This window comes from Ensifer sp. NM-2 (genome assembly GCF_003024455.1).
GTDB lineage: Bacteria > Pseudomonadota > Alphaproteobacteria > Rhizobiales > Rhizobiaceae > Ensifer > Ensifer canadensis.
Genome location: NZ_PVZR01000032.1, coordinates 15616 through 38809 on the forward strand (window position 1 = coordinate 15616; position 23194 = coordinate 38809).

Consider the following 23194-nt stretch of genomic DNA (forward strand, 5'->3'; position numbering starts at 1 on the left):
AGCTAGAGCGAAATCCGCCAACGCAATCCTTTGACGAGAGAAGAACTCGACGCGCTCGACGCCATCCTACCTGTCGACCGGCGCGATCAGATTGCTACGCTTCTCACAGACGAGGACGTCGCCATCCTCAAGCATCTCGCCCGCGAAGGCATGGCCGACAATACGCTTCGCGCGCCTGCATCCGACCTCAGTCATCTTCAGGCTTGGCGCTAGCTCGCGACGGGCAGTCCCCTCCCCTGGCCGGCCCTGGAAAGTCTGCTGCTGAAGTTCGTGGCCCATCCCTTTGGGATCTGGTCAAGCGTGCCGCGGACGCTGACCATGGCGTACCTTCGGAGGTGGAGCCTGGCTTGCGGGCAAGCAGCCTCCATCGAGCGAAAGGACCACATGCTCCGGGTGACATGGTGCGGCGGTGTCTGATGACTTGGTTGATCCTGACCCGCTAGTGCGGGCTTATCGGTTCATCAGACTCACGCCTTGCAGTGCGCGCCAGCGCCCGACCGCGACAGCGCAAAAGCAAGTAGGCCGTCCCGGCAGACGTTGTCGCAAAATTGCTGCAGGCCCCGCCGGCAAACTTCGGTCGGCCTGCGCGACCGGCCACTCTGTTGATCGCATTTGCGTGCGACGGCGATCTCATAGACGAGGATCCCGTTCCGATCCGAACGACACAAACCCCCTGCCCTGACTGTCGATCCGTCTCGGTCGTACCAAGACAACGACGAGCGATGGCGATGAACACGTTATCCTGATTGGCCGGCCGGACGTTGCGCTCAAGCGCAGGCTACAGGTCTCCGGCAAACCGAGGGGCCAACGTTTCGGCGCATTGACCAATGGGAAAATGTCGAAAGGCCGAGGCCATGCAGCAGTCGCTGCACAGCTCCGTGACGCAGGCCGCCCGCTCTCACAACGACGCGGAAGGCAAAGCAAGAACGGGCTTTCGAATGGTTTAAGAATTCAGCCCGCGACAGCGAAGCCCCCTTCTCGCGCTCACGCGCGCTGGCATTGGCGACTTCTCTTTCGAAAGCATCCTCCCTTCGAAGACGGCAACGAGCACTCGCGGGGCAACCAGGTCACTCGCCGTCACGATCGAGCACGGCAGGAAGGAGCATTACAGCCCGCTTGAGAAACATCCGTCCACGCTCGATATCACCGAGTGGTTCGGCCTACTTCGCCGAGACAATCTTGGGGGCTCAACAAACGGCTCACAGGCGCGTCGCCTTCCTCCTTAGCAAGGCTATATTTTACGATCGCTTGCGTGGACAGTTCAAACATCGGCAGGAAAAGGCGATTGCTCGAATGTTCCGCGAGGGACCTGCGGGATTTCGCGGCGATGGTCTCTCGTCCGCCCGCGCCCGTCAGCTGCTTCGATAGTCTCGTTCTCTCTTAAGAACAGGCCACGGAACACCGATGAATAGGGCAGGCGGCAACAAGCACCATTTCGCTCAATGAAGCATTGTCGTCATGCGCGTCGAGGACGAGCTGGAGTTGGACTCTCTGTAGGACTCACGAAAGCGCTGCCCTCTTCCAGACACTATCTTCTTCCCGATGGGTCTGGGTTGAGTTCGTTTGGGGGTCACAGCTGTGACCCCTCTACGGATTTGGCTCACATTCCCGATCCGGGGGTCACATCTGTGACCCCCTTTCCAAAGGACCAGATTGCGCAGATCCGCATAGCCGCTCAGCCGAGCCGCTTTACAAAAGTTTAGCACCGAGCGCTCCATAGGGGTCGGGTACGGCGAAAGTGCTACGTCGCGGAGGTACACGATCGGCCACCTTGCTTCTGTGACATCTACTGCAAAGATTGAGCATCTTGGTCGCATGAAATTGCATGCGATGTTCAAGGCGGGGTTGACGCCACGGCGCAGCTGCACCCGCCTGCGCAACAAACCCAAAAAGACATAGCTTTACTGCAAGCGAAACCGTATCGAGCGCATCTTCGCCAAGCTCGCACCAAAGTAAGCACTGGTAGCAATGCGACTACTACTGAAATACGGTTCAGGCAGCCCGGCGGGTTTCGGCGGGAAATTGGCGAACGCTCCCTCCTTGCGAAGAAAGGCCAGAATACGACGGAATCAAAGGCTTTGTTGCCAATCCAGCTAAGCCCTTTCCGGGGAAAGCCATGACGGACCTTCGCAGATGCGCAGGATCTTAGCCACCGATATTGCTCTCGATAGCCTTGACACCGAAACAATCGTGTAGGCGGAGCTGAGGCTGGGCACCCAGGCCGACCCGCAGAGGCTTTTTCTGGCAGTTCCGGTCTTACGGTGCGATCATTTCCAATGCATCAGGAAAATGCGCGATAGAGTGGTTTGAGCGCAGATCAATCCCTCTGTACGAGACTGGACCTTCTGAAAGCCTATTGGTGTAAAGGCATCCTAGACCTACATCGCTTTAGTGAGCAGGCGTCTACAAGAGGGTCACCCAACGGCCGCTGAAACCAATCGTAACTGCCCTCCGTTTCAACAGGGCATGCCCCATACGCAAAAATTGGCTCAAGCACATGATCGAGCGCTGGCGCACTGATCTAGTGGTGTCAGACAAATCGTCAAATCCGAGGAGCACGCGCGCGAACATTCGGCACGGAGGAGACGGGCAGGGGTCGTGTACTACTCCAATATCGGCGAACGACTTGGGGTAATCAGCCACCGATTATCACCGGACCACACCCTTCTCCAAGGACGGAGACAGTCACTGCCCGTCAATGCCAAACGCGTCTGCGGCATCGTGGGGCGCCAAGCCATGCTCCTAGGGAAACCCATGGCTGCGAGCAACAGCCGCATACACGACCGCAAGGACTTAGTCATGGTCATGCGTTCTGTTTGCACCAATGCTCACGCAGGCTGGTCTTCACCAGTTGGTACGGCGCCGATGACCCAGCATCGCCTTCATCGGTAAGTCAAGCAAAACCTCATCTCCTATACGGCATCAGCACGTGGTCGGCTGCGGAAGGACTACCACTGCCAAGAAACCCTCACATGGGAACCTCTGTGTCAAGTTAGTTAAAACATGTCGTCATCCTCAAAGTATCGGTTCCAGGTTCCAAGCCCGTCTGTGCGACACGGCTCGTTTCGCCGAGCCTCATCCACCTCACATACGGTCGCCGTTTATTTCGGCTGCACCAACATCCCGCTTCCGGCGGGCAGGGCTCAGGTCGACAAAACCATTCTATGAGACGGCATTTCGCCAAAGTTTCTCTCGGTCGTCGGCCTGGAACCACCAGGGTTCATGAGGCCTTGGTGGTATCTTAAAGGGGAGAGTGAAAGCGTTATGCGGTCTTCATCACGGCGCCGTCGATGATGACCCCAGAGCTGACGTACTTCCAAAGTGCGACCAACAGCTTGCGCGCCAGCGCGACGATGGTCGTCTTCTTCATGCGACCACCATTATGTTCAACACGCCCCCTGAACCATTGCGCCAATGCCGAATCCGGCTGATGCCGCAACCAAAGCCAGGCTAGCTGGATTAAAGTCGTGCGCAGTCTCGGATTGCCTGCTTTCGACACGCCCTGTTCGCGGTTAATCGAGCCGCTTTGCCAAGGCGTCGGTGCCAATCCTGCATAGGCCGCGACCTGGCGGCGGTTGTCGAAAGGCCGGAACAGACCTTCCGACCATAGGATGTTCGCAAACTCCGCACCAACGCCTTTGATCCCAAGTAATATCGCGACCGGCGATGGTTTGGTCTTGTCTGCCCGTTGCTCCGCGATAAGCGCGTCACGCTCATCCTCGACTACCTTGATTTGCTCCATAACCAGTTCCAACCGGTCCAGCTCACGGGCAATCTGAGCTTTCATATGTTGTGCCAACATATGACCGTCACCTGTTTGCAGTTCCTTGAGGCGCTGGCGTCGATCTTTCTGAAGGGGCTCGTAATCGCTGATACCCTGCGAGAAAAGAAGCCCCTTTATCCGATTGACGTGCCCGACACGTTCTACCATCAGCGCTTTTCGCTCCCGGCCGATCCGCCGCCGGTCTTCCTCTTCATGGGAAATGGCCCGCACCATCGCACAGACGCGCGGTTCCTTCCTCTTGAAGGCCAGCAGAACACGCAGCAGCGCCTCACCATCGACACGATCCGTCTTCACGCGCCGCCGGCGGCGAGGCGTAGCGATTGAAGCCGCATCAACGATGTGACTTTCGATACCTTCTTTCTCGAGCGATCGGTGGACCCAAAAACCATCGAGACCAGCTTCCTGGATCGTAATGATCGGATAGATCTGCCCGGTTCTGGCTCGGCTTCTTTCCTGCAGCTTCGAGAACAACTCAAATAGACCGACAATATTGCCAGCTGCTACCGAGTACTTCGACATCTTCTCGCCGTTCCCCGGTGACAGCGACGTGATGAGCCATGTCGAACGCGAAAGTTCCAAAGACAGAAATATTGCGGCAAGATTGGTTTGGACGGCGGTCGTCGGGATATCGGTCTTAAGCATCGCAGTCTCCTCAGATTAGGTGGTTGATCGGAAGACCACTCATTCTGCAAAAAAAAACGGCGGCCGTGATCCAGCCCATGGGATCTATGAAACCGAGGCCACGGTGCCATTCAGGGGCCAGCCAAACACAATTGTTCATGGCGTAAGCTTGCAGCCCAGGGCCGGCACTTGGTACCGGCTACCGGATATCGTGCACTTCGCCACCATGCCACGGGCTGTAGCTGTGTGCAGGAAGACCGTGCAAAGCACAATTCTCAAGGACTTTAGATCGCAACAGGGTAAATAGCACCAATTGCGCTCGCTATCTTGCCGAAGGACGTTGTTGTGGTGGAGGCGGAGGCTGTCGAAAGCTGGTCTATTATCCATTGCAAGTGGCGTCCTAAGCATCAAGCACTCCACGGCGGTCAACGTGTTGCTGGGATCAATGCAGTTCCTTGTCGAACGTAGAGAGGTGAATCCGGTGACGAAGTATCATGACTTACTTTTACAAGCGGGCTAGACGGACGACATCGACAGCTGTCTGTGGTCAGCAGTTGACGATGATAATGAGACGTAGCTTCCGGATAAAAGTTACGCGTTGTCGAAAGAACGGCCAACGAATGTTATTTCGTAGCCATTTTGGCCCTCCGTTCGAGCCCCTTCGCCGCGCGCAGATGACACGCGCGTGTCGAATGGCATCCTCCGGCCGTCATGGCGCCGCGCCATGACGTGACCTACCCGAAAACGCCTTTGAGCCTTGTCCCACTGGCTACCACGATGGTGACATTCAAATGTTCCACAGCGCGTCTGTCCGGCCAACAGCAGGCCGCAACGGAAAAAAAGGGGGCGAGATCATTGCGTCGGCCGCCAACGAGGCTGGCTCGCAGCGCAACGCTGTACCGCTGTTGCGCTCCATCCGCGCCAATGGCGTTTCTGGAAGGGGAGGGGAGAGGCGTCTCCAGTGTTGGAAACGCCTCCAGAACCCTATCCAGTGACAACATGCATTGAGGGCCTGTTGGATAGTGCATTCACCTCATCGTGCGATGCTCAGCCTTGGTCGCAGTAGCACTCGCTCAATGGCCATAGCTCGCATCTGCAAGCCCGAACAAACTGCGCTCCAGATTCAGGCGCCCATCGATTGCACGTTCAACCATTGCCCTGAAGTATCCGCCCGGCTTTGAGATCTGATCTGGATCACGAATATGCTTCTCGAGTACCGTGGCCAGGATCGCACTGGCCGCGTGAACCCCAATTTTGACCTGCCCATCCGTCCATCCGGCCTCGGAAAGCCCGATCATCCGGCGGAGGACCTCTCCAGACCGGGCCAGTGCCGACCAGCTATCAAACCGCACGCCAGTCAACGATTGGGCTTCGCGGCAGGCCGATTGAAGCAATCCTATCGAGACGGAACCCAGTACTTCTGCCTGAACTGCGCCTGGGTTGCGCTCACGTCCTCCGTCAGGATCAACTTGATGAGTTCTCGGTGCTTCGCCAGGCTTTTTTTCAAAAGCCATTTGGGCAGCTTTGCTGCCGCCAGGGTTGAAGTCCTGCTCGATTGAGCGGGGCCGTTGTTTCTTACTTTCAAGAAATGATTCTTGGGTTGTATTAATATTAGGAGTGACATCGATGTCACCCTCGGACGACATTTTTGATAAAATCTCAACGGGTGAAAGCTGTGCGACTAGCTTTGCATGAAGTGCTTTCAACTCCTCGGCACACTCTTCCACAGCAGCTGCTGCGTCCAGGATGCCCTGTCGCTCCGAACGGATTCCGCTCGCTTCAGCCGGAAAGGCTACACAAAGATCCTCTATTGCACGAGAGAGGCGCGCTATGTCACGTTTTGCGGCAAGGCCTCGGTTCAATTTTGTATGGTATTGCTCAACGGCAGTGCGGATCTCAGCAGAGCGGACCCGCGCGGGCGTAAAGTCAATGCCGAAGCCAGAGAGCATTTCACCGTCGTCATTTCGATAAACGAAACGCCGGCCGGTAGAGCTGTCCCGATAAGCCGCAATGCCTGCTTCGACGAGCCGCTTTATGCACCGAATAACTGTTCGTTCGGAACGCATGGTATACTCGGCGAGTTTTGCGTTGGATATGGCGACGACCGGCCGGCCGGTCCCTTTCCAGTCATCGGCCCGCGACAACCCGAGCAGGATATCCATGACATGATAGGTCGTCCCATCAATGCCGAGCACGGGCGCCGCGCGTTTCAAAAGGAGTGCGATCTCCGACTTGCTAATGTCGGGAACGTCGTTAGCCATTGCGAGACGCGCGCTGGCGACGATGCCAGGCGTCACACGTCTGAATGATGCTACATGAGCTGTTTCGGCCATAGCAATCCTGCTGCGTCCCAAGGAATCGCAGTTCCCATTGTCAGATTGTCATGAAGCCACCGGCATACGCGCACAAAAAATCCAGTCTCTGGGGTTACAGAGACTTGATTATGAACACCGACCGTCTTAGAATCAGATTGCTAGAGCTGATGTTGGCGGTTCGATTTCGTTCCGTTGGCTAATGGTTTAAGGGTCTACCGATTGCTGTCGGTGGGCCCTTTTCCGTTCTGAGTTCAAGTCATTTCAGTATCCTCTTTCTGATTGGCTTGAAATTCTTCCACCAAGTACGGGAGCCGTTGCAGCAGCCACTCAGAGAGCCCAGGGAGCCGCGTGTCGGGAATGAATATCCTTGTCGCGGTGTCTGTTCGCCGGGCTGAGATCACGGTTCCACCCGCTACCGGGACTTCGATCATTTCCGGGTGCTGCCTTGCGGATTGATCGAACGCGTCGAAGACCAACCCGAAGCGCTGATCACTGTTGCTCTCCTTCCAGGCAGGAGAGGCCATTAGATCATCCACTGCCCTCTGCTGGGCCGCACTAAGTGTACGTTGAGCGATCAAGGCACTGAGCTTTTCCCATTTAGGCCGGCCAATCGCGGGCGCTGCGCCAATCTGTCGGATAAGACTCTCCGGTATCATCGCAACAGTGTTTGTAAGGGTCGAGATGTAGGTAATACTTTGGCCTTCTTTACGTCCCAAAGCGTTTGATATCGTCTCGCGGGTATAGCCTCGCTCTTTCAACGTCAAAGCGAATAGGCCTTGCTCAATAAAAGACAAGTTCAGCCGCTCGGAGTTTTCGATACCTTGAGAGACAACCAATTCTTCGTCGTTCATCTCCCGGACAATTGCTTTGACGGGGCGGTTGAGAATTTGGCAGGCTCGCAGCCGGCGGTGACCGTAAGCCGCCTGATAATGACCCGGCTTACCGCCGATCGGACGCACAAGGATTGGAAGCTTTTGCCCAGACTCCTTTATTCCTTCGACAAAAGCGTCGAAGACTGGATCGCTATCGATATCAATGCGATCACTAACGAACGAGGGAACGATACTGTCGGGGTTAAGCTCGACAATTGATTCCGAAGACAAGAGTTGTTCGTGCAGCCGCTTGTTTTCTTCTTCAATGGAAACAAAGGCGCGATCCATCGACTTGACGGCGGCGGACCCCACACGTCGTTTATCAACCTCAGAAATGGTCGGGGCCGCCTGCTTGGACAGCGCATCGGCGTCCACGTTCGCGAAGAGTGACTTCATCCTTTGATTTCGTTCGCGTGGATTGACCATTATCTACCCCACACATGCTTAAGATGCTGGAAGATCTCCGCGTTCACGGCATCAACGGATTCGAGCGCGCGTATTAATGTGTCCCGTCCGACACTGCCCCGCGAAAGCTCGTAAAGGCTTTTCTTTTCAAGCCCAGCGCTCGCAATCGCCGTCGTTTCGACGACAGCTGGCGCCAGAACATCGTCTTTAAAAAGTGATCGTAGAAGCGTGACCACATTGACCTGGGGGCCATCGTTCGGATTGTGGCGCGTTATCACATAACGGATGAAGTCGTGGCTGAGCACCCCGCCCCGATCTTCGATGACGTGCATCAGGTCACTCATCATCGCGAGGAACTGGTTCATGCTGGCGACATCAATCATCGCTGGATGAATCGTGATGAGCAGGCTAGTGGCCGCGCAGAGCGCGCCAAGCGTCAGGTAGCCGAGTTGTGGCGGCGCATCAATCAACACAACATCATAGTTTGCTTCCACCTCAGCAATTACCGCTGCAAGGCGCCTGAAGAAAATCTCGTCTCCTCGGCCGTACCCTTCAGCGATTGCTTGCGGAGTTTCGTGCTCATACTCCATCAGTTCCAGGTTAGCCGGAATCAAGTCGATCCCATCGAAGTATGTGTTGCGAATGACTTCCTGTACCGGTCGGCGACGATCGTCATAACGAATTGCGGCGTAAACGGTTTCGTTCTCATCGACGTCGAATTCGGGCTGGTACCCGAACATCGCAGAAAGAGAGGCCTGCGGGTCGAGATCGATTGCGAGAACACGCAGCCCCATAACGGCAAGATAGTGCGCAAGATGAACGGTTGTGGTGGTTTTGGCAGAACCGCCTTTGAAATTTGCGACGGCGATCACCTGCAGTTTGTCGCCCTCGCGGCGGCGCGGAAGGAAATCGAGTGCCTCGCCGGGTCGCTTGCGAGCGAGATGATCTCTAATTTGGTTGACCTGCGAAAGAGTGTAGATACGACGACCGTTGTCTTGGCGGTCAGGTATGACACTCTCGCCATCTAAGGACATTTGCCGAAGGGTCGATTCCGCGATCCCGAGGAGTACAGCCACTTCTCTAGAGGTGAAGGTCTTCAACGTTTTCACGGTTTCGGGCTGATACAACCGTTGGCGTATCGACTGCAATTGAGCCGATAGCATTTGGGACTGCCGACTGATTTTGTCAGCTGAGGATTCGAGTGGGTCGCTGAGCCGCGTATTCGTCTTCATTTTTTCCTCACGACGGTTTTTTCGTGATCGTCGCCAAATTTCCGTCGAGGCACCGTTACGCGATTCCCTCTTCCCGTCAAACGTTAGTTGGTTAACGATGCCTTAACGGCGAGAGCCGGCTAATTATCAAAATCAAAATATACATTAATAATATCAACAGGTTGTTATGAAACCTACCGGCTCGCGACTGCCGGTTTACTAACACCTTTGTTAGCGAAACATCTCGTCTCAACTGATTTTCGTTCCCGAAAAAGAGGGGAAGCAGAGAATCAGCTCTATCACTTCTGCTAGTGGAATATCCTCAGGATCACGTGCACACCCGCCGCATTGGTTCAGCCAAGGGGCAGCCGCAATGCACGACACCTGCAAGAAAACTTGGTGCGACACGATTCCTCGATATCACGGGCATCGCGCAACGCCCGTGCAGCCTGGTCCACCCACTACCTCGCTTCGGCGAACCAATCGTTGGCGGGGTTTTGGCCGCCTCTCGATAACTGCGAACGCTTGCGCCCCAAAGCATCAGTCTTCGCTCGTGCCCTTCAAAGCGCAGGAACGTAATAAATGATGGCTCCACAACTTCAATCGCGCCCACGCCTTGTTAGCAAACTCCAGAACGCTCTGGGCGACCGCTTGTGTGCTGCGCTCGATGACCCAAACGTCGTCGAAATCATGCTCAACCCCGACGGAAAACTCTTCATCGAGACCTTGGGGCAGAGTATCGCCGCTGCCGGTGACATGTCGAGAGCGGCAGCTGAGACCGTTATCGGAAGCGTCGCTCATGCCCTCGGTTCTGAAGTCGACGCCAAAAGCCCGATTGTCTCCGGGGAACTCCCAATCGGAGGCCATCGCTTCGAAGGATTATTGCCGCCCGTTGTCGCCGGTCCGTCTTTTACAATCCGAAGGCGCGCGTCACGGTTAATCCTGCTCGCCGAGTATATTGCGAGCAAAACGATGACGGCGAACCAGGTCGCCTTCCTTCGTAAGGCCGTAGCGTCAAAGTTCAACATAGTCGTGGCAGGTGGCACCGGCTCCGGCAAAACAACCCTTGCCAATGCCATCCTTGCGGAGATCGTCCAACACGCGCCCGAAGCTCGACTCGTCATCCTCGAGGATACGGCAGAACTTCAATGTGCGGCGGACAACGCGGTCTTCCTGCATACAAGCGACACTGTTGAAATGTCCCGGCTGCTGAAGAGCACTATGCGGCTAAGACCGGACCGCATTGTGGTCGGTGAAGTGCGCGACGGCGCTGCACTCACCCTGCTAAAGGCGTGGAACACCGGCCACCCAGGCGGCATTGCCACCATCCACTCGAACACGGCGCGTTCGGCCTTACAGCGGCTTGAGCAACTGACGGCCGAAGTCAGCCAACAGCCGATGCAAACCGTCATCGGTGACGCTGTCGATCTCGTCGTTTCGATCGAGCGCATGCCAAAAGGGCGCCGGGTTACTGAAATCCTTCACGTGATCCGGTTCTGGAACGGCCACTACGAGATCAAACCACACACAGAGGATGCTTTGTATGCAGTTTAAGCAGGTTCCAATTACCTTCAGTCTGCTCGCGCTAGCGGTAATCGCTGCCACCACACCGGCCGCAGCCGGCTCTGGGGGAAGCCTCCCATGGGAGGGGCCTCTGGAGCAAATTCAGGAGTCGATTACCGGACCCGTGGCCGGATACATCGCGTTAGCAGCGGTCGCAATTGCGGGTGGCATGCTGATCTTCGGCGGAGAACTCAACGACTTCGCCCGGCGGCTCGTCTATGTCGTACTCGTCGCCGGCATCCTGCTCGGGGCCACCAACATCGTCGGCCTGTTCGGCGCGACCGGTGCATCAATCGGACTTTCGAACGATCTCGTAGCTGCAGTTTCGAGCGGAGCAGGGGAGGGGGCTCATGGCTGAGTCCTTTTCCAGCCTCCAGCGCAACCGCATCCACCGCGCTCTATCGCGGCCGAACCTCCTGATGGGAGCCGACCGGGAACTGGTGCTTCTCACTGGGCTCATCGCCGTCATCCTGATTTTTGTGGTGCTGACCCTCTACTCGGCACTCTTCGGAGTCGCCGTCTGGATCGTCATTGTCGGGTTGCTCAGAATAATGGCGAAGTCCGATCCTTTGATGCGGCAGGTCTATATCAGGCACATCTCCTACAAGCATTACTACAAAGCGACCACGTCTCCGTGGCGGCGTTATTGAGGAGGCGCGCATGGTCGCTCTCAAGCATTTCCGGGCCACCGGCCCATCCTTCGCCGACCTCGTCCCTTATGCCGCCTTGGTCGACAACGGCGTGCTGCTGTTGAAGGATGGCAGCCTAATGACCGGCTGGTATTTTGCCGGGCCGGATACCGAAAGTGCGACCGACCTGGAACGCAATGAACTGTCGCGGCAGATCAACGCGATCCTGTGCCGGCTTGGAAGCGGTTGGATGATCCAGGTCGAAGCCGTCCGTATACCGACATTCGACTACCCTTCAGAAGACCGCTGCCATTTCCCCGATGCGGTCACACGGGCGATAGACGCGGAGCGCCGGGCGCATTTTGAACGCGAGCGGGGACATTTCGAGAGCAAGCACGCACTTATCCTCACTCATCGGCCGCTCGAGTCCAAAAAGATTGGTTTGAGCAAATACATCTATTCCGACGAGGAGAGCCGCAAGAAGACCTATGCGGACACGGTGCTCTTCATCTTCAGGAACGCGATCCGCGAGATCGAGCAGTATTTCGCGAACACCGTTTCGATCCGACGGATGGAAACGCGGGAGGTTCGCGAGCGGGGAGGGGAGCGTGTCGCTCGCTATGACGAACTGCTGCAGTTCGTCCGTTTCTGCATCACGGGCGAGAACCACCCGATCCGGCTTCCCGATGCCCCTATGTATCTCGACTGGGTCGCCACCGCCGAGTTTGAGCATGGCCTGACGCCGAAGATCGAAAACCGTTTCCTCGCCGTGGTGTCAATCGATGGACTGCCAGCTGAGAGCTGGCCGGGGATCCTCAACAGCCTCAAGCTGATGCCGCTCACGTATCGTTGGTCGTCTCGTTTCATCTTCCTCGATGCGGAAGAGGCGCGTCAGAAACTGGAGCGAACCCGCAAGAAATGGCAGCAGAAGGTACGGCCATTCTTCGACCAGATCTTCCAGACGCAAAGCCGCTCGGTCGATCAGGATGCGATGACCATGGTGGCCGAAACTGAGGATGCCATCGCGCAGGCGTCTTCGCAGTTGGTTGCCTACGGCTATTATACGCCGGTCATAGTCCTGTTCGACGGTGATCGTGAGGCACTGCACGAAAAGGCCGAGGCGATCCGCCGGCTGATCCAGGCCGAAGGCTTCGGGGCGCGGATCGAAACGCTCAATGCGACTGATGCCTATCTTGGAAGCCTGCCAGGCAACTGGTACGCCAATATTCGCGAACCGCTGATCAATACCAGCAACCTCGCGGACCTGATCCCACTCAATTCGGTCTGGTCGGGAAGCCCTGTCGCGCCATGCCCATTCTATCCACCCAATTCTCCGCCGCTGCTGCAGGTGGCCAGTGGCTCGACGCCGTTCCGGCTCAACCTTCATGTCGATGACGTCGGTCACACCTTGATATTTGGGCCGACCGGCTCTGGCAAGTCGACGCTGCTCGCGCTGCTCGCGGCGCAGTTCCGGCGCTATGAACGGTCCCAGATCTTCGCTTTCGACAAGGGAAGTTCGCTGCTGCCACTGACGCTGGCCGCGGGCGGTGATCATTACGAGATCGGCGGCGACATTGCGGAGGATGGGAAGGCCCTGGCCTTCTGCCCGCTATCGGACCTTTCATCGGAAGCGGATCGGGCCTGGGCCACGGAATGGATCGAAATGCTGGTAGTGCTACAGGGCGTCGCCATCACGCCTGATCATCGTAACGCCATCTCTCGACAGGTCGGGTTGATGGCGAGCGCACCCGGCCGATCGCTGTCGGATTTCGTGAGCGGCGTGCAGATGCGCGAGATCAAAGACGCGCTGCATCATTATACGGTCGATGGCCCAATGGGTCAGCTTCTCGATGCCGAGAAGGATGGCTTGACGTTCGGTGCCTTCCAGACTTTCGAGATCGAGCAGTTGAACATGGGCGAGCGCAATCTCGTGCCGGTGCTCACCTATCTTTTCCGCCGCATCGAAAAGCGCCTCGACGGCTCGCCGAGCCTGATCGTGCTGGACGAAGCCTGGTTGATGCTCGGCCACCCCGTCTTCCGAGCAAAGATCCGCGAATGGTTGAAGGTGCTTCGCAAAGCCAATTGTGCCGTGGTTCTTGCCACTCAGTCGATCTCAGATGCAGAGCGCTCCGGCATTATCGACGTGTTGAAGGAATCCTGCCCGACGAAGATCTGCCTTCCGAACGGCGCCGCGCGCGAACCCGGGACACGCGAGTTCTACCAGCGCATCGGCTTCAATGAGCGCCAGGTCGAGATCGTTTCGAACGCCATTCCCAAGCGCGAATATTACGTCGTCACTCCAGAGGGCCGGCGGTTGTTCGACATGGCGCTCGGTCCCGTGGCGCTCAGCTTCGTCGGCGCATCTGGCAAGGAAGACTTGAAGCGCATCCGTGCGCTCCATTCCGAACACGGCCGCGACTGGCCGATCCACTGGCTTGAGATGAGAGGAGTTCACGATGCCGCATCGCTACTCAACTTCGCATAGATTGCTCACCGGTCTTGCGGTCATCGCCTTGGCGATCGGAAGTACCTCATCGGCCAGCGCCGGTACCGCAACAGGCGCGGCGACCGAATGGACCCAGGTGCTGAACAATGGCGAGCTGGTCGCCCTGGTCGGAAAATCCGGCGAGCAGATTCAGAACCAGCTCACCCAGATCAATCAGTTGGCACAGCAGATCGAGACGCAGCTGAATATCTACCAGAACCTGCTGCAGAACACGGCCACCCTCCCTTCGCATATGTGGGGGCAGGTCGAAAGCGACCTCAGTCAGCTCCGCAGCATCGTTGATCAGGGACAAAGCATCGCATTTTCGATGGGCAATGCCGACGATGTGCTGCAGCAGCGATTCCAGAGCTATTCGACGCTGCAGACCAATTTGCCAAAAAATGAAACATTCTCCTCGACCTATCAAATCTGGTCGGACACCAACCGCGACACGATTGCCAGCACGCTGAAGGCGGCAAGCCTCACGGCCGATCAGTTCGACAGCGAGGAAAGCACAATGTCCTCCCTGCGGTCGATGTCGGAAACGGCCGACGGCCAGATGAAAGCACTGCAGGTGGGCCACGAGATCGCAGCGCAACAAGTCGCCCAGATGCAGAAGCTTCGCGGTCTCGTCTCCCAGCAGATGACAATGATGGGAACCTGGCTGCAGACAGAGCAGACCGACAAGGACCTGGCGCAAGCACTCCGGGAGAGATTCTTCAACGCCGAGGTCAAAACCATTCCGGAAGGTCAGAAGATGGAGCCTCGCTGGTGAGCCGCGCGACCGTCATCGCCTTGGTCATATCTTTTGCTGCTGTCTCGTCTGCCGCCACGGCGCTGATCATCAATTTCAGAGATACGGGCAAGCCTGCGCTGACGGAGGAACAGCGGGCGCCAAGGGAAAAGTTCTTCGGCACAGATAAGGCGCTGCCGCCAACCAAGGACGGCCAGGAGAAGCGCCCGAGATGGTGAAGAGCAGCCTTGTACGTTCTTTCCTCATCGCAGGATTGGTATGGACCGCGATTGCTGCACCCGCTTTCGCGCAGGAGGGACAGGTCCTCACTGAATTGGAGAACCAGGTTTCGACGGCTGCCAAGGGATGGGAAACCACCATCATGGATGCGGCGAAGTCGCTGTTCTGGATCCTGGCCACCATCGAGGTTGGTATCGCGGCGGTCTGGCTCGCAATCCAGGCCGCCTCTCTCGACAGCTGGTTTGCCGAGCTTGTCCGGCGGATCATGTTCATCGGGTTCTTTGCCTTTACACTCACGCAAGGTCCGACGTTCGCCCGCGCGGTGGTCGACAGTCTTTTCCAGATCGGCGCCGGCGGCGGTTCAGCCTCCCCCGCCGAAATCTTGGACGCCGGCATCCGTGTGGCATCGCAAATGTCGCAGCAAGCGCGGTTCGGTGTCTTCGAGGACAACGCGCTCGCGATCGCCGCGGTGCTGGCGATGGGCGTCGTCGTCATCTGCTTTTCGCTTGTTGCCGCGATTTTCGTGTCGGTCATGGTCGAGATGTATGTCGGCCTGCTCGCCGGCATGATCATGCTCGGGCTGGGCGGCTCGTCGTTCACGAAAGACTTTGCGGTCCGCTACCTCGTCTACGCCTTCGGTGTCGGCATGAAGCTGATGGCATTGGTGATGATCGCCAAGATCGGGTCCCAAGTGCTGCTGGGGCTCGCGAATGCTCCAACGGCGTCTTCGGATCAATTCGTTACGACCCTGGCGGTCGCGGGCATCTCGGTCGTGGTGTTCATCATCGCTATGTATGTGCCGAACATCATCCAAGGCGTTGTCCAGGGAGCTTCGGTTTCCGGAGGCATGGAGGCGATCCGCCATGGGGGCCAGGCGGCATCCTTCGGTGCGGGGGCAGGCTTCCTCGCGGGCGGCGCTGTCAGCGCGGGCCTTGCGGCCGGGCAGGCGGCGCGTGCTGCCGGCTCCTCGGTCCCCGGTGCAGCGTTGCGTGGGATCGGCGCCGGCATTGGATCAGCGGGCAAAGCCGCCGGCTCCGCAGCGAAGGAAAAGGCGATCGGTTCGCCCGGCGCTTACGCGGGTTCGATCCTCGGGCTAGCCAACGCCAAGCTCGATGAGAGCCGCAGTGCCCATCGCGGACCAAAGCAGCCACCCGAACGCAAAGACTAACCGCAATCAGAAAGTGAAGGATCGATGGCAGCGAACGGCGCCCCCGAAAACCCCTATATTGCCGCCCGTCAGGAGTGGAGTGAGCGATACGGATCCTATGTGCAGGCTGCAACCGCGTGGCGGATCGTCGGCATTCTTGGTCTCTCCATGGCGGTCATCGGCTTCGGGTATTCAATGTATCTCAGCACCCAGGTCAAGCTGGTGCCCTATATCGTCCAGGTCGACAAACTGGGTACGGCAGTAACCGCCGGCTTCCCCGAACAGATCGAATATGCGGATGTGCGGGTGGTGCGCTCCACGCTCGGCAATTTCGTGACCAGCTTCCGTTCGATAACGCCCGACACCGTGGTGCAGAAGCAATACATTGATCGGACCTATGCCTTGTTGCGCATGTCCGACCCATCCACCGAAAAAATCAATTCGTGGTTTCGCACCAACTCACCGTTCGAGAAGGCAAAGACCGCAACGGTCGCCATCGAGGTCAACAACATCGTGGCACTCTCGAACCAGACCTATCAGATCGATTGGACCGAATACGAGCGGGACCGCAAGAGCAAGGAAACGGGCACACGCCGGTTTCGCGGGATCGCGACTGTGGCGCTGACCGCGCCGCAGGACGAGGCGGCCATCCGCCTCAATCCCATTGGACTCTATGTCCGAGATTTCGACTGGACAGCACAGCTTTGAGGCAGGGGTTTTCAATGCACAGAACAGGATTGATGGCAGCCGCTGGCTGCATGGCCGGACTCGTCTTTATGGGTGGCGCCCACGCGCAGAGCATGACGAGCAACGAGGTCAAGGGCACCAGGCTGTCGAACAAGTGGCGGGGAACGCCGGGCCTCGTCACCACGGGTCCTGACGGAAAGGTGATCTTCCTGTTCGGTGAAACGCAGCCGTCCGTCGTCTGCTCGCCGTTGCAGGTCTGCGATATCGAGCTCCAGGGCGGGGAAATTGTCCGCGACGTCCTGGTCGGCGACACCGTCCGCTGGAAGGTCGAACCGGCAACGTCAGGTGCCACTGGCGGCCAGGCCATCCACCTGATCGTGAAACCCTCAGAACCCGGTCTCGTTACCTCGATGGTGGTGACGACCTCGATACGCACCTATCATATCCAGCTCAAGTCCCATCCTAATCAATATATGGCCCGCGTGGGCTTCGAGTATCCCGAGGATGTCTCGACCAAGCTCGCCGATATCAATTCTCGGCTTGAGACCGGGGGAATTCCAGGGACGGCACCCGACAAACTAAACTTCTCATATTCCGTCAGCGGCTCCGCGCCGTGGAAGCCGAAGCGGGTCTATTCGGATGGCACGAAAACCTACATCCAGTTCTCGAAATCGATCTCGGGGCAGGATGCGCCAGTGCTCTTCGTCGTCTCCGGCGGCCAGAACCGCATCGTCAATTACCGGATGAAGAACGACATGATGATCATCGACTACGCGGTCGACAAGGCGATCCTCGTGTCCGGCGTTGGCTGGCGCCAGCAGAAAATCACCATCCGGCGGGGAGGCTGAACCATGCACAAGCTTGTCGTCTTCATCATCGCGGCGGCTTTTCTTGCCGGCTGCCAAACGGCCGAGGATGGGTTGACCACCAGTTCCACGCCCGTCGCCGTCACCGGCCCGGCCGCCAGTGCGATTGCCGGTGACATGGCGAGCCGGCTCGCCGAGCAGATCGGCCCCTCCGGCACGACGACGCTCAGAATAGCAAAGGACTTGTCCGACTTCGCGACGGCTCTCGAGGCGGCTCTTAAGGGCTGGGGTTATCCAGTCATCACCGATGGCAAGGTGGGCACGGACGTCAAACCGGTCGAGCTCGCCTATTCGATCGATGGCGTCGATGGTCAGGTGCTTGCAAGGCTCTCGACACCATCTGTCACACTTGGGCGGGCCTATACGACATCGGCGGCCGGCGCCACGCCGGCAAGCCCACTCTCCATCCGGCAGCACAACTGAAGAGGCGAGAATGGTCCAGTCTCTGCAGCTCGGCGCCTCCAATCGGGCCGAAGATCAGAACGGCATGCGCCGCCTCAATCGGCTGCCGATCATCATCGCCATCGCTATTGTCGCGCTGTTCGTAGGTGTGGTCGTGATCGGGCTGTCGTGGCGCGGTCTGCCGTTCAACCGCAGCAACGTTATCGACAGCGCATCGAATACACCTGCAACGAACTTCGGTGACCAGCTCAAACGCGGTGTGACCGACGGAATTATCGGCGAGCCAGTCGAACGCGAAACTTTCCAGCCGACGCCTGTGACCGAGCAGAAGGTCGAGAAACAGGAGCCAGCCGTCGAGCGCCGGCCGACTGAACAGCAAGATCGGCGAGCCAGGCTCGAGTCCGAAGCGGAATGGAAGGCCCGGCTGAAGCGCGAACAGGACGAACAGTATATCCGCGAGGCCCAGCGCCAGCGCATGGCCCGGCTGCAGGCGCGGGCAACGGCGCTCGACTCCCCATTGAAGGTCGATATTTCCGATGCCGACAAAGCCGCCAACGACTCCACAGACACGGGCCGGCAGATGACGACTGCGACGGCAAACAACGCCTCGGACCTCTATGCAGCCGCCATGGAAACCGGCCTCATGGGACAGAACGTCGATCCGAACGCTCAAGCCTCGAAGGAGGATTTCTTCAACCAGGACATCAAGGACCTCGGCTACCTCCCAAACAAGGTCGTTCCCCAGTTTTCGCCTTACGGGTTGAAGCGCGGATCGGTCATTCCCGCAGCCCTTATCACTGGTTTGAACTCCGATCTCCCCGGGCGGATCACGGCGCAGGTTAGCCAGAACGTCTACGACAGCGCCACCGGCTACCGCCTTCTCATTCCGCAGGGCGCAAAGCTTTTCGGCCGCTACGACTCCAAGATCTCTTTCGGGCAGGAGCGGGTGTTGGTTGTCTGGACTGACTTGATCTTCCCCAATGGCTCGACGCTTCAGGTCGGCGGTATGGCGGGGTCGGATGCGGAAGGGTATGGCGGCTTCAAGGATATGGTCGATCGGCATCTCTGGCGGACGTGGAGTTCGGCCGCGCTTGTGGCGCTCATTGGCACGGGCATCGATATGTCGATGCCCCAGAGCTCGACGCTTGCGACGCAGGATACCGCGTCGGACGCCGCACGACAGAACTTCGCCGAGAGCTTCGGCCGCGTCGCCGAGCAAACGATCTCCAAGAACCTCAATGTGCAGCCGACGATCAATATTCGACCGGGCTATCGTTTCAATGTTCTCGTTGACCAGGACATCATTTTCCCCTCGGCCTACACTTCAGGCTGAGCCGTGGGCGCAAAGTTGATTTGCGTGCGTGTATTTGCTGTTACACAATCACATATAGGGAAATTCTTTCAGCTCGAAGTCAACTTTTTAGTTTTGCTGCACTTGAATCATCTGCCCTTCACGCGCACGTAAGCTGCCGATCGCCAGGAAGCCTTTGCTTGGTCGAATGTCGTGACCGGCCGGACGAGAAGGAGCGTCGAAAGTTCTTCGGCGAGGCCGCCGAGTTCGGGATCCACGGGATAACGATTCCCATCAAGACTGGCTTCGGCCGGATGGCGATGCTCACGCTTGCATCGAGCGAAATGGATTTCGCCGAAGCACAGGTCCTCTATCCGGTTCGGGTAGCGCAGGATACGTGTAAAAACCGGTCACAAAGGTCTATCGAACGGCAGAGGGACTGGGGCGAGTGGCTTCGGGATATCCTCCATGTCGATAGAGTATTTCCCGAAGCGCCGGATTTTCGCTCGGGCATAGGGGCTTAGGGAGGCTGCCAGCTCTGGCGTGACGGGCAAACCGTCTTCACACCGCCAGCCCCATGGGACGGGCCATGTTCACCATCATCGGCGCCATGGCTGAATTGGAGTCGTCGCTGATCAGCGAGCGCGTCACCGCCGGCATGAAGGCGGCAGCGGCGCGGGGCAAGCATCTCGGCCGCCCCCCGCTCTCGCGCCGAATGGTTGAGGAGATCAAGGCGCTCGCCGCCTCAACCGATCTCAGCATCCGCAAGATTCATGAGAAAATCGGACAAAAGGCCAGTCGCGGCCGCGTTGGCGAAATCGTCAAGCAGATCAGACAGGAATAGCGCATGAAGGCAAACATTCGGTTTTGAGCGGGCTGATCAAATTCCTCGGCTGTGACGACTGGGCGTTCTATTCTGGAGGAGGAGGTGATGTCCGACCATTTCTGGTCTGTCATGGGTCTTTGATTTTGAACCTGAAGCGATCAACGAAGCGCTCGGCGATCATTGGGCCATGACCCTGTGGGGCTGCGCGTTCGAGGGTCCTCATCCGGGATCATCTTCGACCCCGGCGGCCACCATGATAGTCACTCGAAACAGGGGCACCGGCCGATCATTTCATATGTAAGCAAAAATCCCTCGCCAGCCTGTTACAGGCTCAGGCATCTTCTGCCTCAGCAAACGTCTTTGAAGACGTTAACGCCAACATTTCAAAGGGCGCCGACGATCTGGGCCAGTTAGCACCTGTAATGACACCAAACTTGAAAAAACGTGAGGTTCAAAAGTATGGGCAATGATTCAGCCTGGGATCGAATGCTGGCAAGTGCTCGCCACCGACAAGCCGACCGATTGGAGCATAACAGGACCGCTGATGCTCCTTCCACGAGCGAGCGAGTAGACACGGAACATGAAAAGTCTACGGCTGAAACAGAAGCTGCTTTTCAGATTTTGAACAAAGTGGCGAATTATCTGTACGATGATGATCCAAGAAAGGCGGCAAACAACATCACCAAGCTCAAGCTGCTGAGCCCAGCAACGCGCGACTTCGTGGAAACGATACCCTTAGGGGCGTTTCATACCAAGCTTAACGAGGCCGGTAGTACAGCAAAAGACTTGCACGAAAAAACATATCCGAAAAACGGACTTCCGGAAGTGAGGCCTGGTCCTGACGACGAAGTGGAGGAATTGAACCCACCAGCACCTGCAGGCGATCTTATTTGGGCAGTGGGACCAATTATTAAGTTTCTGTCTGATGATCAGAGGTCCGAGATTGTCAGAGACGTACTCAACATTTCCAATGTGGACGCTAAAGCGGACGCGATGGCAACACTTGCTGGATATATTGGTGACCTGGATCATAAAGATCAAAAATCTCTCATTGACGAAGCAATTGCCTTCTTTGGAGAGGAAGGGCAGCCCAACACCTTTCGGCGCGAAATGGCCGCCGAAGTGATTGCGAAAGCTTTTAACTATCTGGACACTGACCACCACCTTTTGATTGACGACTTACGAAGTAAGCGGGCGGACCTTGGCAAGTTACTTGATTCACACATCGAAAAGTTCGAAGCGATATCGCTCGCCGCAAGAGCAACGCATATTGACGACATGGCGCGTGACGATCAGCTGCATCTCATTGACCGAGCAATTGGGATATTTTGCGAAGAAGGAAACCTGTCCACTTTTCGGCGAAGCAAGGCGGCTGAAGCAATCGCCAAAGCGCACCATTGTCTTGACCCAGAACACCATTCGAAGCTTGACGATATACGGCATGAACGCCCGAACCTTGGCAGATTGCTCGACTCGAGCATTGACAAGTTCAAAGCAAAATTGCTCTCTGCAAAATCGGAGCACATTGATGATCTAAAACCGGAAGACCAGAAGCGTCTCATTGACAAAGCAATTGCTATTCTCAGAAAAAAAGATCAACCTTATACGGCCCCTCACTGATCAAAACTCATTGGCCCATTCTCTGCGACCGATAGACATAATGCGCCAGGGCTGGCTTTCGAGCTTTCGCCAGGCATCGCAGCAATGATCGACGATGTCGTCGTAGGATTTGAAGACGCGGTTTGAGAGCCAGTTGTCGCGCATGAAGTGCCAGAGGTTTTCGACCGGGTTGAGTTCCGGCGACTTCGGCGGCAATGGCAGGATGGTGATGTTTTCGGGCACGACGAGATTGTTGGACATGTGCCAGCCTGCCTGGTCCATGATGAGGATAGCGTGCGCGTCGCGATCGACGTGCCGGGCGATTTCGGCCAGATGCTGGGTCATTGCGTAGGTGTCGCACCATGGCATGACCAGCGCCGCCGCCTTGCCGAGCTTCGGGCAGATTGCGCCGAAGATGTAGGCCGACCTTGTGCGCTGATCGTGCGGTGCTGAAGGCCGTGTTCCGCGCCTGGCCCAACGGCGCGTGATCTTGTTCTTTTGCCCGATACGGGCCTCATCCTCGAACCAAATCTCTATCCGTTTTCCTCGGGCTGCTCCGGCGGCAATCTGTGCCACTGCAGCGGGGAAACTTTTTTAAAATCCTCAATGGCTTGAGGGTCTTGAGCGTGATGTTTGGGCCGGGCAGCCAGCTTGCGATAGCCCATGGCCCGTACTTCGCGGCTCAGCGTTTGCTCGCTTACCGAAACGCGAAACTCTTCCCAAAGCCATTGAGCCAGGTCGCACAGACGCCAGCGAACAACGCCGTCGAGATAGGGTGTCGGCCCACGCTCGATGGTCTGCGCCAGGGCCGCACGCTGCTGATCGTTCAAGCGCGACTGCGGGCCGGGAGCCTTGCCATTGATCAGGCCTTGGGGACCGCGTTCGTTGAACCGCATGACCCAGTCCCGGACAATTTGGAGCGTGACGTTGCCGAGGCGGGCGGCATCGGAACGCGAGCCTCCATCGTAGATCGACGCGAGTGCCAACAGACGTCGTGCCTGGGCTGCGTCCTTCGTCTGCCGCGCCAGTCGCCGCAGACCTTCTCCATCAAAATCGTCACGTAATGAAATCCCTGATCGCATCGCAGACCTCCGGTTTGCACCAGAGATTCAGATTCACCGCGCTTTGGGAAGGCCAAAGAGTCGAGGTCAGCGAGGCGGCGTATTATTCCCTCGAGAAAGATGCATCGGACACAATTGCGAAAGCCTTTAAATACCTACTACCAGATCACGAATTCATACTTAAAGATTTGCGACGCGAGAACGGGGAACTTGGCAATACGCTTGATTTAAGCAGTCACGCGTTTCGCGGCAATCTCCGCGAAAGGCTCAACAGGGCATCTAGCGACAGGTCGCTCCTCGATCGCGAACGAGTGGAGACAATACGGTCAATTGCAGAGGTAATTCCAGAAAAACTTCAACGGGCGCAAGAGAAGTTCATCGACACCATACGGAGACGAGAGCGCTCGTTCGGGCGGTGAAGGCGCATTCAGTACTCGACCGTCATAATAGTCAAGTA

The 23194-nt window shown here is 57.4% G+C and carries 19 protein-coding genes and 2 pseudogenes; 16 read left to right on the forward strand and 5 right to left on the reverse strand.

Features of this window, described 5'->3' with window-relative positions:
• The first annotated feature begins 12 nt into the window (after positions 1-12).
• Positions 13-947 (forward strand): annotated as a pseudogene (locus tag C6558_RS35300) (integrase).
• A gap of 2315 nt (positions 948-3262) precedes the next feature.
• Here the strand turns inward: C6558_RS35300 and C6558_RS35305 are convergent.
• The 4 genes from C6558_RS35305 to repA all read right to left on the reverse strand — a co-directional run bounded on the left by C6558_RS35305 (position 3263) and on the right by repA (position 9229).
• Positions 3263-4426 (reverse strand): IS110 family transposase, encoded by a 1164-nt coding sequence (locus tag C6558_RS35305; protein ID WP_199197109.1) that lies wholly within the window; start codon positions 4424-4426, stop codon positions 3263-3265.
• 1052 nt (positions 4427-5478) lie between these two features.
• Positions 5479-6738 (reverse strand): plasmid replication protein RepC, encoded by a 1260-nt coding sequence (gene repC, locus C6558_RS35310; RefSeq protein WP_107028463.1) that lies wholly within the window; start codon positions 6736-6738, stop codon positions 5479-5481.
• A gap of 233 nt (positions 6739-6971) precedes the next feature.
• Positions 6972-7988, reverse strand: coding sequence for a plasmid partitioning protein RepB (gene repB / locus C6558_RS35315; protein WP_245449282.1), 1017 nt, complete (start codon positions 7986-7988; stop codon positions 6972-6974).
• A gap of 29 nt (positions 7989-8017) precedes the next feature.
• Positions 8018-9229, reverse strand: a complete 1212-nt coding sequence (repA, locus tag C6558_RS35320; RefSeq protein ID WP_107028465.1) for a plasmid partitioning protein RepA — start codon at positions 9227-9229, stop codon at positions 8018-8020.
• 561 nt (positions 9230-9790) lie between these two features.
• On the opposite strand from repA, the gene trbB reads away from it, so the two are divergent.
• The 14 genes and pseudogenes from trbB (at position 9791) to C6558_RS35390 (ending at position 21697) form a co-directional block, all read left to right on the forward strand.
• Positions 9791-10762 carry a P-type conjugative transfer ATPase TrbB gene (gene trbB / locus C6558_RS35325; protein WP_107028466.1) on the forward strand — a complete coding sequence of 324 codons (972 nt, stop codon included), beginning with the start codon at positions 9791-9793 and terminating at the stop codon, positions 10760-10762.
• Positions 10752-11129: a TrbC/VirB2 family protein gene (locus C6558_RS35330; protein WP_107028467.1), complete on the forward strand. Its 378-nt coding sequence runs from the start codon at positions 10752-10754 to the stop codon at positions 11127-11129. Before trbB ends, C6558_RS35330 begins: the two co-directional genes overlap by 11 nt.
• Positions 11122-11421: a conjugal transfer protein TrbD gene (locus C6558_RS35335; protein ID WP_107028468.1), complete on the forward strand. Its 300-nt coding sequence runs from the start codon at positions 11122-11124 to the stop codon at positions 11419-11421. The genes C6558_RS35330 and C6558_RS35335 overlap by 8 nt, the downstream gene beginning before the upstream one ends.
• Positions 11422-11431: 10 nt before the next feature.
• Positions 11432-13885, forward strand: coding sequence for a conjugal transfer protein TrbE (locus tag C6558_RS35340; RefSeq protein WP_107028469.1), 2454 nt, complete (start codon positions 11432-11434; stop codon positions 13883-13885).
• Complete coding sequence (trbJ, locus tag C6558_RS35345; protein ID WP_107028470.1) at positions 13857-14660, forward strand: P-type conjugative transfer protein TrbJ; 804 nt, start codon at positions 13857-13859, stop codon at positions 14658-14660. The genes C6558_RS35340 and trbJ overlap by 29 nt, the downstream gene beginning before the upstream one ends.
• Positions 14657-14857 (forward strand): entry exclusion protein TrbK, encoded by a 201-nt coding sequence (trbK, locus tag C6558_RS35350; protein WP_107028471.1) that lies wholly within the window; start codon positions 14657-14659, stop codon positions 14855-14857. The genes trbJ and trbK overlap by 4 nt, the downstream gene beginning before the upstream one ends.
• Entirely contained in the window at positions 14851-16026 is a 1176-nt protein-coding gene (gene trbL, locus C6558_RS35355) for a P-type conjugative transfer protein TrbL (protein ID WP_107028472.1), read from the forward strand. The genes trbK and trbL overlap by 7 nt, the downstream gene beginning before the upstream one ends.
• Before the next feature lie 24 nt (positions 16027-16050).
• A complete protein-coding gene (locus C6558_RS35360) occupies positions 16051-16713 on the forward strand; it encodes a conjugal transfer protein TrbF (RefSeq protein ID WP_107028473.1) in 663 nt (220 codons plus the stop codon).
• A 14-nt stretch (positions 16714-16727) separates the two neighbouring features.
• Positions 16728-17540, forward strand: coding sequence for a P-type conjugative transfer protein TrbG (trbG, locus tag C6558_RS35365; RefSeq protein ID WP_107028474.1), 813 nt, complete (start codon positions 16728-16730; stop codon positions 17538-17540).
• A 3-nt stretch (positions 17541-17543) separates the two neighbouring features.
• Complete coding sequence (gene trbH / locus C6558_RS35370) at positions 17544-17981, forward strand: conjugal transfer protein TrbH (RefSeq protein ID WP_107028475.1); 438 nt, start codon at positions 17544-17546, stop codon at positions 17979-17981.
• A gap of 10 nt (positions 17982-17991) precedes the next feature.
• On the forward strand, positions 17992-19293 hold the full coding sequence (trbI, locus tag C6558_RS35375) for an IncP-type conjugal transfer protein TrbI (protein ID WP_107028476.1): 1302 nt from the start codon (positions 17992-17994) through the stop codon (positions 19291-19293).
• Positions 19294-19451: 158 nt separating this feature from the next.
• Positions 19452-19601: pseudogene (locus tag C6558_RS41820) on the forward strand (autoinducer binding domain-containing protein); the annotation flags it as partial.
• A 239-nt stretch (positions 19602-19840) separates the two neighbouring features.
• On the forward strand, positions 19841-20095 hold the full coding sequence (locus C6558_RS35385; RefSeq protein ID WP_245449285.1) for a recombinase family protein: 255 nt from the start codon (positions 19841-19843) through the stop codon (positions 20093-20095).
• 441 nt (positions 20096-20536) lie between these two features.
• The gene (locus C6558_RS35390; RefSeq protein WP_107028477.1) at positions 20537-21697 is read left to right on the forward strand and encodes a hypothetical protein; all 1161 of its coding nucleotides are present in this window, start codon (positions 20537-20539) and stop codon (positions 21695-21697) included.
• Here C6558_RS35390 and C6558_RS35395 read toward each other — a convergent pair.
• Positions 21698-22758, reverse strand: a protein-coding gene (locus tag C6558_RS35395; protein WP_199197110.1) for an IS630 family transposase whose coding sequence is annotated in 2 segments (ribosomal slippage) — positions 21698-22266 and positions 22266-22758 — 1062 coding nt in all. Because the reading frame shifts where the segments join, the coding sequence is not laid out codon by codon here.
• Here C6558_RS35395 and C6558_RS35400 point away from each other — a divergent pair.
• Complete coding sequence (locus C6558_RS35400; RefSeq protein ID WP_107028479.1) at positions 22740-23156, forward strand: hypothetical protein; 417 nt, start codon at positions 22740-22742, stop codon at positions 23154-23156. The two genes, C6558_RS35395 and C6558_RS35400, sit on opposite strands and share 19 nt — an antisense overlap.
• Positions 23157-23194 lie beyond the last annotated feature (38 nt).

Coding starts and splice junctions, on each gene's coding strand:
- C6558_RS35330 (WP_107028467.1), top strand. CDS start 10,752: ATGCAGTTTAAGCAGGTTCCAATTACCTTCAGTCTGCTCGCGCTAGCG.
- trbG (WP_107028474.1), top strand. CDS start 16,728: ATGCACAGAACAGGATTGATGGCAGCCGCTGGCTGCATGGCCGGACTC.
- trbL (WP_107028472.1), top strand. CDS start 14,851: ATGGTGAAGAGCAGCCTTGTACGTTCTTTCCTCATCGCAGGATTGGTA.
- trbB (WP_107028466.1), top strand. CDS start 9,791: ATGATGGCTCCACAACTTCAATCGCGCCCACGCCTTGTTAGCAAACTC.
- C6558_RS35400 (WP_107028479.1), top strand. CDS start 22,740: ATGAAATCCCTGATCGCATCGCAGACCTCCGGTTTGCACCAGAGATTC.
- C6558_RS35335 (WP_107028468.1), top strand. CDS start 11,122: ATGGCTGAGTCCTTTTCCAGCCTCCAGCGCAACCGCATCCACCGCGCT.
- repA (WP_107028465.1), bottom strand. CDS start 9,229: ATGAAGACGAATACGCGGCTCAGCGACCCACTCGAATCCTCAGCTGAC.
- repB (WP_245449282.1), bottom strand. CDS start 7,988: ATGAAGTCACTCTTCGCGAACGTGGACGCCGATGCGCTGTCCAAGCAG.
- C6558_RS35385 (WP_245449285.1), top strand. CDS start 19,841: ATGTTCACCATCATCGGCGCCATGGCTGAATTGGAGTCGTCGCTGATC.
- trbH (WP_107028475.1), top strand. CDS start 17,544: ATGCACAAGCTTGTCGTCTTCATCATCGCGGCGGCTTTTCTTGCCGGC.
- trbI (WP_107028476.1), top strand. CDS start 17,992: ATGGTCCAGTCTCTGCAGCTCGGCGCCTCCAATCGGGCCGAAGATCAG.
- repC (WP_107028463.1), bottom strand. CDS start 6,738: ATGGCCGAAACAGCTCATGTAGCATCATTCAGACGTGTGACGCCTGGC.
- C6558_RS35390 (WP_107028477.1), top strand. CDS start 20,537: ATGGGCAATGATTCAGCCTGGGATCGAATGCTGGCAAGTGCTCGCCAC.
- C6558_RS35305 (WP_199197109.1), bottom strand. CDS start 4,426: ATGCTTAAGACCGATATCCCGACGACCGCCGTCCAAACCAATCTTGCC.
- C6558_RS35340 (WP_107028469.1), top strand. CDS start 11,432: ATGGTCGCTCTCAAGCATTTCCGGGCCACCGGCCCATCCTTCGCCGAC.
- C6558_RS35360 (WP_107028473.1), top strand. CDS start 16,051: ATGGCAGCGAACGGCGCCCCCGAAAACCCCTATATTGCCGCCCGTCAG.
- trbJ (WP_107028470.1), top strand. CDS start 13,857: ATGCCGCATCGCTACTCAACTTCGCATAGATTGCTCACCGGTCTTGCG.